This is a genomic window from Nocardia sp. NPDC051911, assembly GCF_040681035.1.
GTDB classification, from domain to species: domain Bacteria; phylum Actinomycetota; class Actinomycetes; order Mycobacteriales; family Mycobacteriaceae; genus Nocardia; species Nocardia sichangensis.
In genome coordinates this window covers 157,199-172,579 of the sequence record NZ_JBFAXY010000010.1, presented here as the reverse complement: position 1 = coordinate 172,579, position 15,381 = coordinate 157,199, and the positions used below count along the sequence as shown (strand labels likewise).

The window sequence follows — 15,381 nt, the reverse complement described above, 5'->3', positions numbered from 1 at the left end:
CGGCTCCGGAGTGCCGGAAGATGTTGAGCGCGCGGTCCATTCGTGGCTACGATGGCTCGTCGAAAAGCACTGGCTGAAAGGCGATGGGCGTGGATTCGTACAACACCGGGCAGTTCCGTATCGAGGCGGAGGCCGAACCCATCGAAAGCCTGGAGTGGCTGCTGGCGTTCACCGAGCAATACATCGCGGGGTGGAACAGCGGTGACGGCGCGGCGGTCGCGAAATGCGTCACCGAGGACACGATCTGGCACGACCCTTCGCTGGACGCGCCCGCGCACGGCCGGGCGGGTGTGGAGAAGTTCGTCGCCGACACGGTGCGCTCGTTCCCGGATGTCGCCTACGCCAACCCGTTTCCGCCGGTACTCGCCGCGGACGGCCGGCTGGCCTTGGTGCCGTGGCGGATGACCGGCACCCATCTCGGCCCCATCGACCCGCCCGGTTTCGGCCCGACCGGCAAGAAGCTCGATCTGCTTGTCATCGACGCGTGGCAGTTCCGTTCCGGGCTGATCTGGCGCAGCCAGGCCACCTGGGATCTCACGGAGATGCTGCTGCAATTGGGTCTGATGCCGCCGCGCGGAAGCGCCGCCGAGCGCGCGATGGCGCGCGCCCAGCGATTCCGGTCCAAGCTGCCCTTCTGATCCGGGCGGGGGCTCACTCGCCGAACAGCGTGGCGAACCGCTCCACCGCGAGCAGGACCGAAGCGCCGACGGATTCCAGCTCGGCGCCCATGCCTACGAGCAGATTCACGATCGCGGGCACCAGCACTTCGAGCAGACCGTCGTCGCCCAGATGACCGGCCATCTCCAGTTGGACGAAGCCGAACAGTCCCATCCACAGCTGCGCCGCGGCGGACCGCACGTCCGGGGTGTTGATCAGCCCGGCGTCCTGCGCGCGCTGCACCGCCCCGACCACGTGGTCGAAGGTTTCCGCGTAGTGCTCGAACTCCGAATCGTGCCCGGCCACCAGCACATTGCCGCGATTGATCTTCAGGTCGATGCGTGTCCCGGTGCCGAACATCAGCTGGAAGAGTTCCGGCCGCCGCTGGGCCTCGTCGCGGAACACCAGGCCGAGCACGAGCAGGTCGGTGATCGGCTCGTCGCTCACCCCGGCCGCGGTCATACGCTCGGCCAGTTGCGCGAAGCCCGCGGAACCCGCCGCCCGGATCAGGCCGGGCATCCCGCCGAAGTTGGAGTACACCGCCATCGTGGAGACCCCGCACATACGGGAAACGCGGCGGACGGTGAGCGCGTGCAAACCCTCGGTCGACACCACCTCGACGGTCGCGTCGATCAGGCGATCGCGCAGCGCGGTGTTCATCGTGTCCGTCCCGGCGGCCGGGCGCACGGCTAGTTCGGTTGTTCCGGCAGTCTGCTTGCTCATCGCTTCCGTTTCCCCCGGCGCCATCACGCCGTGACGCATAGATGCACTGGTGCGCTGTCTTCCGGAAGGCGGTATCGCCGCTCGACCGAGGGCGCCCCGATCCTGATCACCGCGCGGGCCACCGGTCTCGGCGCCGGGGGAACGAAGTCGATTTCGATCGATGCACCATCGATTCGCTCGGGCCGGAAAGCTGATCGTGGTTCATCGCGCACAGATATCTCCGTTCTTGCCGCACGAACGGGCGGGCAGAGCATGAGGTAGAGCCGCGTTCGCGGGCTACGAAGAGCAGGCGCACCCGCCGGGAGGTGCGTGTCGGAGGTGAGTGTCGTCACTGAAACTCTATGTGATACAGCGTAACATCCACAGCGATTCCGCCGAATGTTTTGTGTCCTTATGGAATTGGCTGTTCGGCACGCTGTTGTGACAGTCGCCGACGGCGCGGCGGAAGTTCTGGGGCCGGTGACAAACGATGTCCGCCCCGCGCTCGGCACGCGATGTCGATAATTGGACAAATAAGACATCGGTTCGGTGCATGCCTCGGCTATCGGTTGCCGCCGATTCTTGTTCCGCGTGGTCACGAACACGCGACAACGTTATCGTTCGCAAAGGACAGTTTCGTGGGTGGGGAGGTCGGCCGATGGCGGCATCGATTCCGGGAATCATCGCGTGGCCGGTCGTCGGCTTCGTCGCGGCCGTCTTCGCGGGCCGGTGGTTGCTGGTACGCGACACGATCGTCGACCGGCTGCTGAACAAGCTGTTCGGGTGGGGATTGCTGAGTCTGCTGCTGTATCGCTGCGGCATGACGCCCGGCATCGCGAGTCTCGCCCATCAGCTCGCGCTGGGTTGCACGGTGATGTCATCGATGTGCTTGCAAGGGATCGTCCGCATCTGGGCGTTGGGCGCGGAACCGGCCGCGATCCGGTGCAGGCACCGCGTCTGCTGCACGCTGGCGGTCGCGTCCACCGCCGCGATCCTGCTGGCGGGCACGTCGGCGCGACAGGACGGCAGGCTGGTCGAGCTGACCCTCGACACCGAGGGCGTGGTGGTGTGGACCGCGTTCGGCCTCCCGTTGCTGCTGAACGTCTGGCTGCTGGCGCGCATGTGCGCGCATGAACTGCGGGCCGGTGGCATCGGATTGGCGGGAAAGCTGGTGTGTGGCACGCTGATCTGGGCGGCGACCCTCTTCGGGGCGAATCTGGTGCTGTCGACGGTGTGGGTCGTCACCGGATGGCAAGGCTTGGGCGCGCAGATGGTCAGGGTCGAAACGACGGTCACCCTGTGCCTGTTGGTCGACGCGACGTTGGTCGCGATTCCGCTGGTCCAGACATTGCTGGCGATGGCGGAACTGGATCGGGCCGGACGCGCCGGTCGCAGGCTGCGCCCGCTGTGGCGGGATCTCACCACCGCGGTGCCCGAGATCGTGCTGCGGCCCGCGGCCGGTGAGCAGGCCGACCCGGAGACCCGGCTGATGCGCATGACCGTGGAGATCCAGGACGCGCTGCTGCAACTCGGCCGCTACGCCCCGACGTCGGCGATGGCAGGCTCGGGATGTCCGCTGACCGACTACGCGCACCAAGTGGCGTACGCGGCGCTCGCGCGCGAGGCGGGAGCGGCCCCGATCGGATCGTCCCCGGCCCGGTTGCCGGTCCCGGCGCCGGATTTCGACGCCGGGCTGCGGCAACTGCTCGATCTCGCCCGGGTGTGGCCCGTGGCCCGCGCGGCGGCGGGCGAGCGAGTCCCCTCGGCCGTCGGCGTCGGCTAGAGCACCGCTTGGGTCTGGGTGACCTTCGCGACCAGCTTGTCCGCGTCGTCCCGGATCACCGTCTCGACCACGACGAACGAGCGTCCGGCGTGCAGCGGCATGGCCGACGCGACGGCGTATCCGGAACGGACCGCGCGCAGGAAGTTCGTCTTCGACTCCACCGTGGTGGTGCCCTGCTTGCCCTCCGGCAGGTTGAGGAACGCGCAGACCGCGCCGGTGGCGTCGGCCAGCGACATCAGCACCCCGCCGTGCAGCACGCCGCCCAGCGTGCACAGCGATTCGTCCCAGGCCAGGCGGCTGCGCACCAGCTCGGGCCCGTGCGCGAGCACCTCGACGCCGAGGCGTTCGGTGAACGGCATGGTCTGGTGGAACAACTTCGTGCCCGTCTCATCGATCATGTCCGCGATCCTGCCTGCCGCGGGTCACGGAGTCGATTACCTCGCGGGTAATCGACGTTCTTCCGCCGCCGTTGCCGGACGGTGACCCGCACATCGGTTGCGTATCGGTCCGCGTGCGGCGAAACGCGGCGGCGGCGCGCGGGTATCAGCTGATGAACCCGATGAACAGGAGAAACGCGATGACCAACCTCCAACCGTTCTATCGGCAGGTGCAGGCCCACTACGACCTCTCCGACGAGTTCTACGCACTCTTCCTCGACCCGACGATGACCTACAGCTGCGCCTGGTTCGAGCGACCGGACATGACGTTGGAGCAAGCGCAGCGCGCGAAGATCGACCTGGCCCTGGGCAAGCTCGACCTGCGGCCGGGGATGACCCTGCTGGACGTCGGCTGCGGGTGGGGGTCGACGATGCTGCGCGCCGCCACGGCCTACGGCGCCACGGTCGTGGGTCTGACGCTCAGTCGCAACCAGTACGACTACGTCAGGGACGAGATCGAGCGCGAGCGCATCCCCGGTGTGCAGGTCCGGCTGCAGGGTTGGGAGGAATACGAGGGCGAAGTCGACCGGATCGTCAGCATCGGCGCGTTCGAGCACTTCCGGCGGTCGCGCTACGAGACGTTCTTCCAGCGGTGTCACCGGATGCTGCCGCCGGACGGCAGGATGCTGCTGCACACGATCGTGGGGTGGACATTGAAAGACATGCGGCGCATGGGCATACCGGTGACCCGGGACGACGCGCTGTTCCAGATCTTCATCAAACGAGAGATCTTCCCCGGCGGGCAGCTGCCGCATCCTGCCGAGGTCACGCGCCTGGCCGGGCGCGCCGGGTTGGGCACGGAGAAGATGCAGGAATTGCGGCCGCACTACGCGCGCACCCTCGACTGCTGGGCCGAGGCGCTGCGGGCGCATCGGGAGGAGGCGGTCGCCCTGGCATCCGAGGAGGTCTACCAGCGGTACATGAAGTATCTGACCGGATGCGCGGCGCAATTCCGTGCCGGTCGCATCGATATCGTGCAGTTCACGCTGGTCAAGTGACGCTCATTCAGAGCCGCCCCGGCGGGGGCCGGTTCAGCTCATCCGCGCCACCACGGCGTCGGGGAGATGGGGGAGCGCGAGGTCGATCAGCCGCCACGGCCACCCGGGGACGCAGGCTCGGCGTCGCTCCTGCTCGATGGCGGCCACCATCGCCGCCACGCCCTTGTCCAGGGGCGCGACCATCCGCGCGTCGCCCGCCTTGGCCGCCATATCGGTGGCGATGAAACCCGGCAGCAGGGTGGTCACCCGGATCGGCGAGCGTGCCAATTCGGTGGACAGTGCCTCGCCGAGCGCGGCGAGCCCCGCCTTGCTCGCCGAATAGGCCGCCTTCTTGCCGGGCAGCCCGCGCACCGCGCTCATCGACGCGACGAGTACCAGGTGCCCCGCCCGCTGCGCGCGGAAGATCTCCAGCGCCGCTTCCGCCTGCGCGAGCGCGCTGACGAAGTTCGTGGTGGCCGTCGCGAGATTCGCGTCGGCCCGTCCGGTGCCGATCAGCGCTCCCTTGCCGATCCCGGCGTTGACGATCACCCGGTCCAAGCCGCCGAGTTCGTCGCGCAGTTCGCCGAAGACGGCCGGCACCGCCGCGTGGTCGTCCACGTCGAGCGCGCGCACCGCGACGGTGATTCCGGGATGACTCGCCACCAGCTCGTCGCGCAACTGTGTGAGCGCGTCCAGCCTGCGGGCGCACAGCGCGAGGTCGCGGCCCTCGGCGGCGAAATCGCGCGCCATGGCGGCCCCGAGGCCCGCGCTCGCGCCGGTGATCAGAATCCTTTTTCGCGACATGCGGCTGACCTTATAAGGCACAGTCGGACGTCGTCCGTCGAGTGCGCCTCCGTCGTTTCAGTCGCCGGAGGAGCCGGTCGGCGGCGCCGTCGACAGCAACCGCCACGGCCCGCAGTTCTCGGTCTTGAACCCGACGTCGGTCGGCTTGATCCGCACCCGGACCGGGCCGAGCCGGGTGTAGTTGTTCGCGATGATGTACTGCATGTTCGTGTTGTCGCCCTCGACCTTCCACAACCTGCGCCAATCACACGCGTAGGCGGGGTCGCTCGTGCCGGGCGCCTCCCAGAGACCGGGGACGATATCGACGCCGACCGAATAGACGCCATCCTGCGAGATGGTGTTCGCGGGTTCGGCCGTCGCCGTCGCCGCCGCGAGCAGGGTCACCGCGGAACTCATGGCTCCCGTGAGGAGGAGCGCGCTAGCACGCATACCGGTTCTCCTTGACTTGTACTCCCGCCGCGTCCACGGGTCGTCGTGCTCCCGCCGTCGCGGCCGACTCGAGAGATCCCCCGCATCTCCGCGGCAAGCATTACCAGAACCGACCAGGTGGTGTGCCGGAATCCGCGTTTCCGGACCGGACCACGCGGACCTCGCTATCGCCGAGAAAATTCCGGGCAATCCTGACGTATCGGGAAGTCGCCACGGATTTCGGCGTGCCGATCGAGACAGTGCCGACCCGCGTGCATTACGCTCTGCTATCTCTGCGCAAACCGCCGGGGCGGATCTGACCGCCGGGCGTCGCGCATGCTGTAACACTTCGATCACGCACCTTGCTTTGCTGATACATGCGTTGCCAGAGTGACCATTGGGTTTGGTGTTACAAGTGGGAAGGGAGGGGTGCCCCATCCCGGGGCACCGACCGCACTATGAAGCCAAGCATCGTCAAAGCCGGTATCTGCACCGCGGTCACGGCCGCGGTAACGGTGACGTTGTCCGGATTGCTTCCGGCCAGCGCGCAGGCGGCGCCGTCGCCGCTGGACATGTCGAAGAAACTCGCAGGCAAGACCGTATTCCTGGACCCCGGCCACCAGGGGTCCAACCACTCCCAGGACTTGGCCAGACAGGTCAGCGATGGTCGCGGCGGCACCAAGGACTGCCAGACCACCGGCATGACCACGATGAACGGCGTTCCCGAGCACACCATCACCTGGAACGTCGCGCAGGTCGTCAAGACATCGCTGGAGACGCTCGGCGCGCACGTCGTGCTGAGCCGCCAGGACGATATGAACTGGGGCGGCTGCGTCGACGAACGGGCCCGCGCGGCGAGCCAGTCCGGCGCCGACGTCGCCGTGAGCATCCATGCCGACAGCGCGCCCGCGCAGGATCGCGGATTCCACCTGATCATCCCGGAGCTGCCCATCCCGAATCTGATCGTCGATCAGGTCCAGGCGGGAGCGGGACTCGCCGCGTCCAAGTCGGTGCGCGACGCGTATCGCGATGCGGGATTCCCGCCCGCCAACTACGGCGGGGTGGTGGACGGTCTGCAGACCCGCACGGACATCGCCGGGCCCGCGTTGACCACCGTTCCGCTCGTCTTCCTCGAGATGGGCAATGGCGCCAATCCCGAGGACGCGGCGTCACTGGAGACACCGGACGGGCAGCTCAAGCACGCGATCGCGCTGACCACCGGCGTGGTCGGTTACCTGCTCGGCACACCGCAGCCGAGTGCCGCGCCGGATCAGCAGGGCGGCCAGAGCACCCCGCAGGGTGCGTCGTTCGACCATCCCGCGGTCGCCCCGGAAACGCCGCAGGCTCCGACGCCGGGAACGCCGCAGGCCCAGACGAACCCGTTCGCCCCCCAAGCCCAGACGAACCCGTTCGCTCCCCAGGCTCAGACGAACCCGGCGGTACCGCAGGCCCAGGTGATTCCCGCGGTGCCGCAGAGTTACACGACTCCCGGTGTGCCGCAGAGCCCTGCGGCACCGGCGGTGCCGCAGGCGCAGTCGGTTCCCAGCACCACGACGCCGAAACCGGCTCCAGGAACGGCGACACCGCAGTCACCCGGTGCGTCGGCGGCGCCGAAATCGCCGGGTACTTCCGGAACCCAGTCGCCGGGCACGCCGAACGCACAGCAGTCCCCCGGGGCCGCCGGGGGCAACGCTTCGATCATGGAGTTGCTGATGCCGTTGGCGAAGATGCTCGGGCTGGACAACAACGCCATCAGCACGGAGTTGATCAATCTCGGTTACAGCCTGGCGGGCATGCTGCTGGGCCCCGCGAAATAGTCCGCGCACCGAACCCACCGGACGCCACCCTCACCACGGCGAGGGTGGCGTCCGGCTTTTCCCGCGGGTCTCGCGGCGCACTAGGGTGAGCGGAATGGCTGACCGGATTCCTGTTGTGCTCGTCGCGGGGTTTCTCGGTTCGGGGAAGACCACGCTGCTCAATCATTTGCTGCGAAACAACCGGGGGACCCGGATCGGCGTGGTGGTCAATGACTTCGGGGCGATCAACGTCGATTCGATGCTGGTCGCCGGGCAGGTCGACGCGATGGTCTCGCTCGGCAACGGCTGCGTGTGCTGCGCCGTCGACGTCACCGAACTGGACGAGCTGTTCACCCGGCTGACGCAGCCGCGCGCCGGAATCGACGTGATCGTGGTGGAGGCCAGCGGCTTGGCCGAGCCGCGCAATCTCATCCGGATGGTGGTCGGCAGCGACAATCCGCGCCTGCGCTACGGCGGCCTGGTCGAGGTGGTCGACGCCGAACAGTTCCCGGACAGCAGTGCCCGGCATCCGGAGCTGCGCACTCATGTGCGGCTGGCCGACCTGGTGGTGGTGAACAAGGCCGATCGGGTGGCGCCCGAGCAGCTCGCACGGCTGCGTGCGGACATCGCGGCGCTGGTCGGCTCGGTGCCGGTGTACGCGACCACCCACGGCCGGATCGATCCCGGACTGCTGTTCGACCGACCGCGACGCGAACGCCAGCTGGTGGCCGAGCAACTGAGCTTCGACGAACTGCTGGTCGAGCACGAGCACCACGACCACGCCGGGCACCGCCATCTGCACGACGACTACACCAGCGTCTCCTTCGCCAGCGACCGGGAGCTGGACCCGCGCAAACTGATCGGCTTCCTGGAGGACCCGCCACCGGGATTGTTCCGGGCCAAGGGCTTCGCCGCCTTCGGGGTGGCGGGCGAACGCAGGAAATTCGTCCTGCACATGGTCGGCCGCCACATCGTCTTCGAGCCGGGCGGCTGGTCGCGCGGCGAATCGCGGGGGGCGCAGCTGGTGCTCATCGGTGCCGGTCTGCACACCGACAAGGCCATGGCGCGGCTTCGTGACACGGTGCACGACGACGCCGAACCGCTCGATTCGCAGAGCATGCTCGGGGTATGGCGTTATACGCCGCACTGAGCGCGCAGATTGGCGCGTTCGGTCGCGACATGTCGTGTTCGGTGCTGGTGACAGAGCGGTCTTTTCATGAGACTGGATGCGTGTCCGCCGGTCGGTGGGCACCGGGAGCGTATTGCCGCGCGCGGCGCCGCTCGGCAGCCGATCCGTTACCGACCGAATCGTCCTGCGACCGATGGGAGTTTCCCGTGTCAGATTCCATGGAGAGCGCCACCGCGTACGTCATCGAGGTGCTGGAGGCCAAGGGCACCGCCACCCGCGACGACTTCGACGTTCCCGCGATCGTCGCCGAGACCCACGCACTCACCAACAGCTGGGATTTCCGGGCGATCGAGGACGCGACCTTCTGGTCGATCGCCGCGCGTTTCCTCAGGCCGTGAAGCTCCGCTCGGTGCGCGGCGCGTGGGTGGCCAGCGACCAGCGCCGAGCCGCGCGCCGCAGCGATCCCGGGTCGGAGTAACCGAGGATCTCGGCTTGGCGCGAGGGGCTCAGCGGCCCCGTGGCGGTCGCGGCGACCAGCCGCGCGCCGCGCGCCCGGTCCAGCTCGGCGCGCCACGTGGTACCCGCCTCGCGCAACCGCCGCTGGAGCGTGCGCGGGCTGGTGGCCAGCCTCCGCGCCACCCGCTCCAGGGACGCGTCGCCGTCCTCCAGGCAGTCCGCCAGGGCGGCCGCGACGCGTTCGGGCCATGCGGTGGCCAGCGGCGGCGGTGGCGGAAGCGCGGCGGCCAAGGGTTGCAGGATGCCGGCCAGGACCGGATCGCTGGTGGTCAGCGGCAGATCCATGTCCGAGGCGCGGAAGGTCATAGCGTCCACCGGCGCGTCGAACTCGATCGCGGTGGTGCCGAACACCTCGATGAAGGTGTCGATCTTGGTGGGCGCGTGCTGGCGCAGCGCGACCCGCACCGGGGCCAGCGGTTCACGCACCACGCGCCGCGCCCGGCTGAGCACCGCGCTCAGCCCCCAGAGTTGGGTGAGATCGCGGCCGCGGCCTTCCCCGTCGATCATGTCCAGATACAAGGTGACTTCGTCGTCGTTCTCCGCGACCAGGTCGAACCGGTGGTTGGTAGTCACCGCGGTGACGTACGGACCGCAGGTCGCCAGTCCGGCCCCCAGTGTCGGCGCCGAGGAGAACAGATAGTCGTAGAGCCCCAGGCAGGTCAGTTCGTAGCGGCTCGCCACGTTCAGGGCGACGTCCGGATCGCCGAGTTCGAGTTCACCGATCTCCCACAGCCGGGAGAACATCTGGCTGGGCAGGTGCAGGTCCTCGCCCGCCATGGTCCACTCCGGCAATCCGGTTTCCCGGAGCAGCCGGTCGCGGTCCACCCCGGCCGCGATGAGTTGCGAGATGACGAACCGGTGGAGCAGAACCTGATCGGTTCCCATCGCGTGCTCCCTTCTGCCACGCGACCGATCGGCGCACCGTCGGTCTCCGAGTGAAGCGATACCGCGCGCACACGCTATACCGGACGTGTTGATTCGTCATGAGATTCACGTCACGGTCAGATCACCCGCAGGCGTTCACCCATTCCGACAGTCCGTCGGCGAACAGCTGGCGCTTCCAGATCGGAACTTCGTGTTTGATCCGGTCCACCAGTTCCGCGCACGCCGCGAACGCCGCGCCGCGATGCGCCGCCGCCACCGCGACGACGATCGCGCGGTCACCGATGTCGAGCGAGCCGACGCGGTGCACGGCCGCGACCGGCAGGCCGTGCGTGGCGGCGAGTTCAGCGCAGACGGTGTGCAGGAACCGCTCCGCCTGCGGGTGCGCGGAGTATTCCAGGGCCGAAACGGCTTGTCCGCCATCGTGGTCGCGGACTTTCCCGGTGAACACCACGACAGCGCCGTAATGCGATCCGGACACCGCCTCCTCGACCTCCGCTGGGTCCAGCGGCTGGTCGCTGATCCGGGCGAGCCGGACCGTAGCCTCAGCCGTTGTCATGACTTCCACCTCCGGCGACTTGTGCGAGCAGATGATCCAGCAGCGGTTCCAGCACCGCGATGCCGTCTTTCACGCCGCCCGGCGACCCGGGCAGATTCACGATCACCGAGCGTCCCGCGAGTCCCGCCACGCCGCGGCTCAGCGCCGCCAGCGGGAACTTCGCGGTGCCGCGCTGCCGGATCGCCTCCGCCACACCGGGTAGTTCGCGATCGAGCAAGGCGAGGGTGGCCTCCGGGGTGGCGTCGGTGGGGGAGGCGCCGGTCCCACCGGTGCTGATGACCAGTGCGGGTTCGAAGCGCAGCGCGTCGGCGAGTCCGAATTCGATCTCGGCGTCGGCGTAGACCAGCGGGCCCCGCACCGAGAAGCCGAGGCCGGACAGCCAGTCCACGAGCACCGGACCGGTGGTGTCGACGCGGGTGCCCGCCGCGACCCCGGTCGACGCGACCAGCACCACGGCCGAGCGTTCCTCCTCGTCGAATTCGGGCTCGGCGTAGTCGGCGGTGATCGGCTCGTCCTCGCTCTCGTCCGAGGCCGCGTCGTCGGGGCGCTGCCAATGACCGTGTTTGCCGCCTTCTTTGGTCAGCAGGCGCACGCCGGTGAGCACTGCCGCGGGGTCGACCGCCTTCACCATGTCGTGCAGGGTGAGACCCGCGACCGCGACCGCGGTGAGCGCCTCCATCTCGACACCCGTCGGACCCTTGGTCTTCGCGGTGGCCTCGATGGTGATGGCGGTGTCGGTGAAATCGAACTCCACCCGCACCGACGACAGCGCCAGCTGATGGCACAGCGGGATCAACTCGGAGGTCTTCTTCGCCCCCGCGATGCCCGCGATGCGGGCGGTGGACAGCACGTCCGCCTTCGGCATGTCGTCGGCCCGTACCAGCGCGACCACCTCGGCCGTGGTGCGCAACTCGCCTGCCGCGACGGCGATCCGGGTGGTCTCGCTCTTCGCGCTCACATCGACCATGCGGGCGCGACCTTCGTGGTCGACATGGGACAACTCGCTCATAAGGTCCACACTCGCACAACCGCGCCCGCGGGCAGAGCGGTGACCTCGGCGGGTACATCGATCAGCACGTCGGCTTTCGCCATGGCCGCCACGAGATGCGAGCCCGGACCGGACACCACCTCGACCGCACGCGGCCGTCCGGACGCGGACGACTCACTCGAGTGCCCACGGATCAGCCTCCCCCGCAGGAACTGACGCTTGCCCTCCGGCGAGCGCGGCACGGCGTTGAACAGGGGGAGCTCGTAGGTGCCCACCTCGGGCAGACCGGCGAGGCGCCGCAGGATCGGGCGGGCGAACACCTCGAACGACACCATCGTGCTGACGGGGTTGCCGGGGAAACTGAGCACCGGCACACCGTCGACGACGGTCAGCCCTTGCGGGCCGCCCGGTTGCATCGCGACCGAGCCGAACCGTCCGCCCATCGGTTCGAGCACGTCCTTGACCACCTCGAAGTCGCCCTTGGACACACCACCGGAGGTGAACACCACATCGGCGCGCTCCATCGCGTCCGACAGCAGCCCGCGGAAACGCTCCGGATCGTCGGTACTGTGCGCCACCGAGACGACCTCGACGCCGTTCGCGGTGAGCGCCGCGGCGAGGGCGACGCCGTTGGAGTTGTAGATCTGGCCGGGGCGCAGCGGCTTTCCGGCCGCGACCAGCTCGTCGCCGGTGGTGATCACCGCGCCGCGCACCGCGCGGAAGACCGCCACCGCGGACAGCCCGACCGCGGCCAGGGCGGCGACATGCCGGGGCGCGAGCGTGGTGCCCGCCCGTGTGAGCAGGTCACCGGTCCGGACGTCCGTGCCCGGTTCCCGCACGAATTCCCCCGCGCTGCGGCCGCGCTCGATGGTCACCGTGCCGTCGCCGACGCGGGTGTCCTCCACCGGAACCACGCAGTCCGCGCCGGGCGGGATCGGCGCACCGGTCATCACCTTCATCGCCGCACCGGGCGGCAGCGGCGCGCGGCCGGCGGCTCCCGCCGCGACGACGCCTGCCAAAGGCAGGGTGACCGGCGCGACCAGCACCGATTCGGCACGCACCGCGTACCCGTCCATCGCGGAGTTGCGGAACACCGGCAGATCGATCGGCGAACGGACGTCTTCGGCCAGCTGCCTGCCCAGCGCCCGCGGCACCGCGACGGACTCGACCGCGCGCGCGGCCAGTGGCCGCAGCAGCTGTTCGATGCTGTCGCGATAGTCGTCGACGGGCCTGGCCGAGACGCCGGCGGGCCGAGGGTTCATGCGAGTCAGCCTAATGGGTGCGGTCGGACGTAGTCCGTCCTCAGCCTGCGCATGGCCGGAGCGAAGGCGGAGGTACGCCTAGCGCCCGGTCCGGGCGGTTCTCCGCCTCTGCCGCCATGCGCAGGTCGCCGGACGCCGTGGCAAGGCCTCACCGCCTGTCCGCGGCCGAAGTGAGCCGAAATCGAGCATTCCGCCCGCGAACGAATTGGGGCAGGCGGTCATAATGGACGTGTGACTCTGGTCGAGATCGGGATTCCGGCCGTGCGTTCCGGGCGTCCCTCGCTCGCCGGCCGTCCCGACACCCCCTATTTGCTGGATCGTTTCGGACGCGTCGCCCGCGACCTACGTGTGTCCATCACCGAGAAGTGTTCGCTGCGCTGTACCTATTGCATGCCGGAGGAGGGGCTGCCGGAGATTCCCCGGCACGAACTGCTCACGGTGGACGAGATCGTCCGGCTGGTGCGCCTCGCGGTGCTGGAGCTGGGGGTGCGCGAGGTACGCTTCACCGGGGGCGAGCCGCTGATGCGCCGCGACCTGGAACAGATCATCTCGGGCTGTCATGCCGAGGTGCCGCACATCCCGCTGGCCATGACGACCAACGGCATCGGGCTAGAGCACCGCGCGATCGGCCTCGCCGCCGCCGGTCTGCACCGGGTGAACGTCTCGCTGGACACCGTGGATCGGGCCGGTTTCGCGCGGTTGACGCGCCGCGACCGCCTCGAATCGGTGTTCGCGGGCATCCGCGCCGCCCGCGCCGCCGGGCTGGCCCCGGTGAAGGTCAACGCCGTCTTGATGCGGGAGACCCTCTCCGGCGCGCCCGATCTGCTGCGCTGGTGCCTGGACGAGGGCTGTGAGCTGCGTTTCATCGAGGAGATGCCGCTGGACGCCGACCACGAGTGGGCCCGCGCCAACATGGTCACCGCCGCCGAACTGCTCGACGTGCTCGGCGCCCGGTTCTCCCTCGACGAGGTGGGCCGCTCCGATCCGTCGGCGCCCGCGGAGAAGTGGCTGGTCGACGGCGGGCCCGGCACCGTGGGCATCATCGCCACGGTGACCAGGAAGTTTTGCGACACCTGCGACCGCACCCGGCTCACCGCGGACGGCATGCTGCGCTCCTGCCTGTTCAGCGACCAGGAATTCGACCTGCGCCAGGCACTGCGCTCCGGCGCCGACGACGAGGAACTCGCGACGCTCTGGCGCGGTGCGATGTGGAACAAGTGGGCCGGTCACGGCATCGACGCCGAGGGCTTCGTCCCGCCGGAGCGGACGATGGGAGCCATCGGTGGTTGAGATCCGCTACTTCGCCGCGATCGCCGACGCCGTCGGCAAGGACGGCGAGACGCTCGACCTCCCGGCCGGAGCGACGGTGGCCGACTTGCGCGCGACCCTGGCGGCGGCCTACGGCCCGGACCTGGACAAGATGTTGTCGGTGTGCGCCTACCTGGTCGGTGACGAACTCACCCGAGATCCCGCGGTCGCGCTGAGCCCGCGCGTCGACGTCCTGCCACCCTTCGCGGGCGGCTAGGCGGCGCGTTCACATCCAGCGCCGCCACGACCAGCTGTGCCAGGTGTCGATGAGGTGCGCGGTTTTCGTGAGCGACGACGCTGCACGGCGGCGCTCCTCGCCGGACGCCGAGGTCCCCCCGAAGGGCTAGCGCCACCAGGTGTCCAGCGGCGTCACCGGGACGGTGCGCTTGTGACGGGTGTTGTGGAAGATGCTCTCCAGCCGTTCGGCGACCTCGGGGGTCACCTCCTTGCCCTCCAGGTAGTCGTCGATCTCGCTGTAGCGCAGACCGAGCGCTTCCTCGTCGGGCAGGGCGGGCCGGTCGTCCTCCAGATCGGCGGTGGGCACCTTGGACCAGATGCTCGGGGGCGCGCCGAGTTCCTGGAGCAGGGCGGCGCCCTGGCGCTTGGTCAGACCGGTGAGCGGGGTCAGGTCGACGCCGCCGTCGCCGTACTTGGTGAAGAATCCGGTGACCGCCTCGGCCGCGTGGTCGGTGCCGACCACGAGCAGATTCTCCTGCCCGGCCAGCGCGTACTGGATCACCATGCGTTCGCGCGCTTTGATATTGCCGCGCACGAAGTCACGCAGCTGGTGGACCTGCAAGGCGGACGCCGCCTCGGCGGCCGCGGCGTTCGCGCTGGGCCGGACGTTGACCACGACCTGCCGGTCGGGCCGGATGAACGTCAGGGCGGTGCGCGCGTCGGCCTCGTCGGCCTGGACGCCGTAGGGCAACCGCACGGCGAGGAAGGTCGCGTCCACGCTGTCCGCGCGCAGTTCTTCGGCCGCGAGCTGGCACAACCGGCCCGCGAGAGCGCTGTCCTGTCCGCCGCTGATGCCGAGGACGAAACCTCGTGCGGGAGTCGCGTTCAGATAGTCCTTGAGGAAATCGACCCGGCGGCGGATCTCTTCCTTCGGTTCGATCGTGGGCCGGACGCCCAATTCACTGATGATCTGTGCACGCAGGTTCCCCATGGCGC

General features: G+C 69.0%; 16 protein-coding genes and 1 pseudogene. 8 read left to right on the top strand and 9 right to left on the bottom strand.

The genetic code is table 11. The features are described 5' to 3' along the window. Positions 1–89 precede the first annotated feature (89 nt). Positions 90–638 (top strand): nuclear transport factor 2 family protein, encoded by a 549-nt coding sequence (locus AB0L97_RS15170; RefSeq protein WP_356961064.1) that lies wholly within the window; start codon positions 90–92, stop codon positions 636–638. Between the two features lie 13 nt (positions 639–651). Here AB0L97_RS15170 and AB0L97_RS15165 read toward each other — a convergent pair whose 3' ends face one another. Further along, on the bottom strand, positions 652–1,380 hold the full coding sequence (locus tag AB0L97_RS15165; protein ID WP_355077722.1) for a TetR/AcrR family transcriptional regulator: 729 nt from the start codon (positions 1,378–1,380) through the stop codon (positions 652–654). 637 nt (positions 1,381–2,017) lie between these two features. Between AB0L97_RS15165 and AB0L97_RS15160 the strand changes: the two genes are divergently transcribed. Beyond that, positions 2,018–3,142 (top strand): MAB_1171c family putative transporter, encoded by a 1,125-nt coding sequence (locus AB0L97_RS15160; protein ID WP_364429441.1) that lies wholly within the window; start codon positions 2,018–2,020, stop codon positions 3,140–3,142. Here AB0L97_RS15160 and AB0L97_RS15155 read toward each other — a convergent pair. Beyond that, complete coding sequence (locus AB0L97_RS15155; protein WP_355077719.1) at positions 3,139–3,540, bottom strand: PaaI family thioesterase; 402 nt, start codon at positions 3,538–3,540, stop codon at positions 3,139–3,141. The genes AB0L97_RS15160 and AB0L97_RS15155 overlap by 4 nt on opposite strands. A 179-nt stretch (positions 3,541–3,719) precedes the next feature. On the opposite strand from AB0L97_RS15155, the gene AB0L97_RS15150 reads away from it, so the two are divergent. After that, complete coding sequence (locus AB0L97_RS15150) at positions 3,720–4,577, top strand: cyclopropane mycolic acid synthase family methyltransferase (RefSeq protein WP_364429436.1); 858 nt, start codon at positions 3,720–3,722, stop codon at positions 4,575–4,577. Between the two features lie 33 nt (positions 4,578–4,610). Here AB0L97_RS15150 and AB0L97_RS15145 read toward each other — a convergent pair whose 3' ends face one another. Both AB0L97_RS15145 and AB0L97_RS15140 read right to left on the bottom strand, forming a co-directional pair. Next, a complete protein-coding gene (locus AB0L97_RS15145) occupies positions 4,611–5,360 on the bottom strand; it encodes an SDR family oxidoreductase (RefSeq protein WP_364429433.1) in 750 nt (249 codons plus the stop codon). A 57-nt stretch (positions 5,361–5,417) separates the two neighbouring features. Continuing rightward, entirely contained in the window at positions 5,418–5,789 is a 372-nt protein-coding gene (locus AB0L97_RS15140; protein WP_364429430.1) for a hypothetical protein, read from the bottom strand. 437 nt (positions 5,790–6,226) lie between these two features. On the opposite strand from AB0L97_RS15140, the pseudogene AB0L97_RS15135 reads away from it, so the two are divergent. The 3 genes and pseudogenes from AB0L97_RS15135 to AB0L97_RS15125 form a co-directional block, all read left to right on the top strand. Beyond that, positions 6,227–7,009, top strand: a pseudogene (locus tag AB0L97_RS15135) (N-acetylmuramoyl-L-alanine amidase); the annotation flags it as partial. A 670-nt stretch (positions 7,010–7,679) separates the two neighbouring features. Further along, positions 7,680–8,714: a CobW family GTP-binding protein gene (locus AB0L97_RS15130; protein ID WP_355077712.1), complete on the top strand. Its 1,035-nt coding sequence runs from the start codon at positions 7,680–7,682 to the stop codon at positions 8,712–8,714. A 185-nt stretch (positions 8,715–8,899) separates the two neighbouring features. Next, positions 8,900–9,091, top strand: a complete 192-nt coding sequence (locus AB0L97_RS15125) for a hypothetical protein (RefSeq protein ID WP_355077710.1) — start codon at positions 8,900–8,902, stop codon at positions 9,089–9,091. Here AB0L97_RS15125 and AB0L97_RS15120 read toward each other — a convergent pair. The 4 genes from AB0L97_RS15120 to glp form a co-directional block, all read right to left on the bottom strand. Continuing rightward, complete coding sequence (locus AB0L97_RS15120) at positions 9,081–10,094, bottom strand: AraC family transcriptional regulator ligand-binding domain-containing protein (RefSeq protein ID WP_364429425.1); 1,014 nt, start codon at positions 10,092–10,094, stop codon at positions 9,081–9,083. The two genes, AB0L97_RS15125 and AB0L97_RS15120, sit on opposite strands and share 11 nt — an antisense overlap. 121 nt (positions 10,095–10,215) lie before the next feature. Beyond that, positions 10,216–10,650, bottom strand: a complete 435-nt coding sequence (locus AB0L97_RS15115) for a molybdenum cofactor biosynthesis protein MoaE (protein WP_355077707.1) — start codon at positions 10,648–10,650, stop codon at positions 10,216–10,218. Next, the gene (gene moaCB / locus AB0L97_RS15110; protein ID WP_364429420.1) at positions 10,637–11,659 is read right to left on the bottom strand and encodes a bifunctional molybdenum cofactor biosynthesis protein MoaC/MoaB; all 1,023 of its coding nucleotides are present in this window, start codon (positions 11,657–11,659) and stop codon (positions 10,637–10,639) included. Before moaCB ends, AB0L97_RS15115 begins: the two co-directional genes overlap by 14 nt. Continuing rightward, a complete protein-coding gene (gene glp / locus AB0L97_RS15105) occupies positions 11,656–12,900 on the bottom strand; it encodes a gephyrin-like molybdotransferase Glp (RefSeq protein ID WP_364429416.1) in 1,245 nt (414 codons plus the stop codon). Before glp ends, moaCB begins: the two co-directional genes overlap by 4 nt. 231 nt (positions 12,901–13,131) lie before the next feature. On the opposite strand from glp, the gene moaA reads away from it, so the two are divergent. Further along, on the top strand, positions 13,132–14,190 hold the full coding sequence (gene moaA, locus AB0L97_RS15100) for a GTP 3',8-cyclase MoaA (protein WP_356961080.1): 1,059 nt from the start codon (positions 13,132–13,134) through the stop codon (positions 14,188–14,190). Beyond that, positions 14,183–14,425 (top strand): MoaD/ThiS family protein, encoded by a 243-nt coding sequence (locus tag AB0L97_RS15095; RefSeq protein WP_356961082.1) that lies wholly within the window; start codon positions 14,183–14,185, stop codon positions 14,423–14,425. The genes moaA and AB0L97_RS15095 overlap by 8 nt, the downstream gene beginning before the upstream one ends. A gap of 126 nt (positions 14,426–14,551) precedes the next feature. On the opposite strand, the gene nadE is transcribed toward AB0L97_RS15095, so the two are convergent. After that, complete coding sequence (gene nadE / locus AB0L97_RS15090) at positions 14,552–15,376, bottom strand: ammonia-dependent NAD(+) synthetase (RefSeq protein WP_355078740.1); 825 nt, start codon at positions 15,374–15,376, stop codon at positions 14,552–14,554. Between the last annotated feature and the right edge of the window lie 5 nt (positions 15,377–15,381).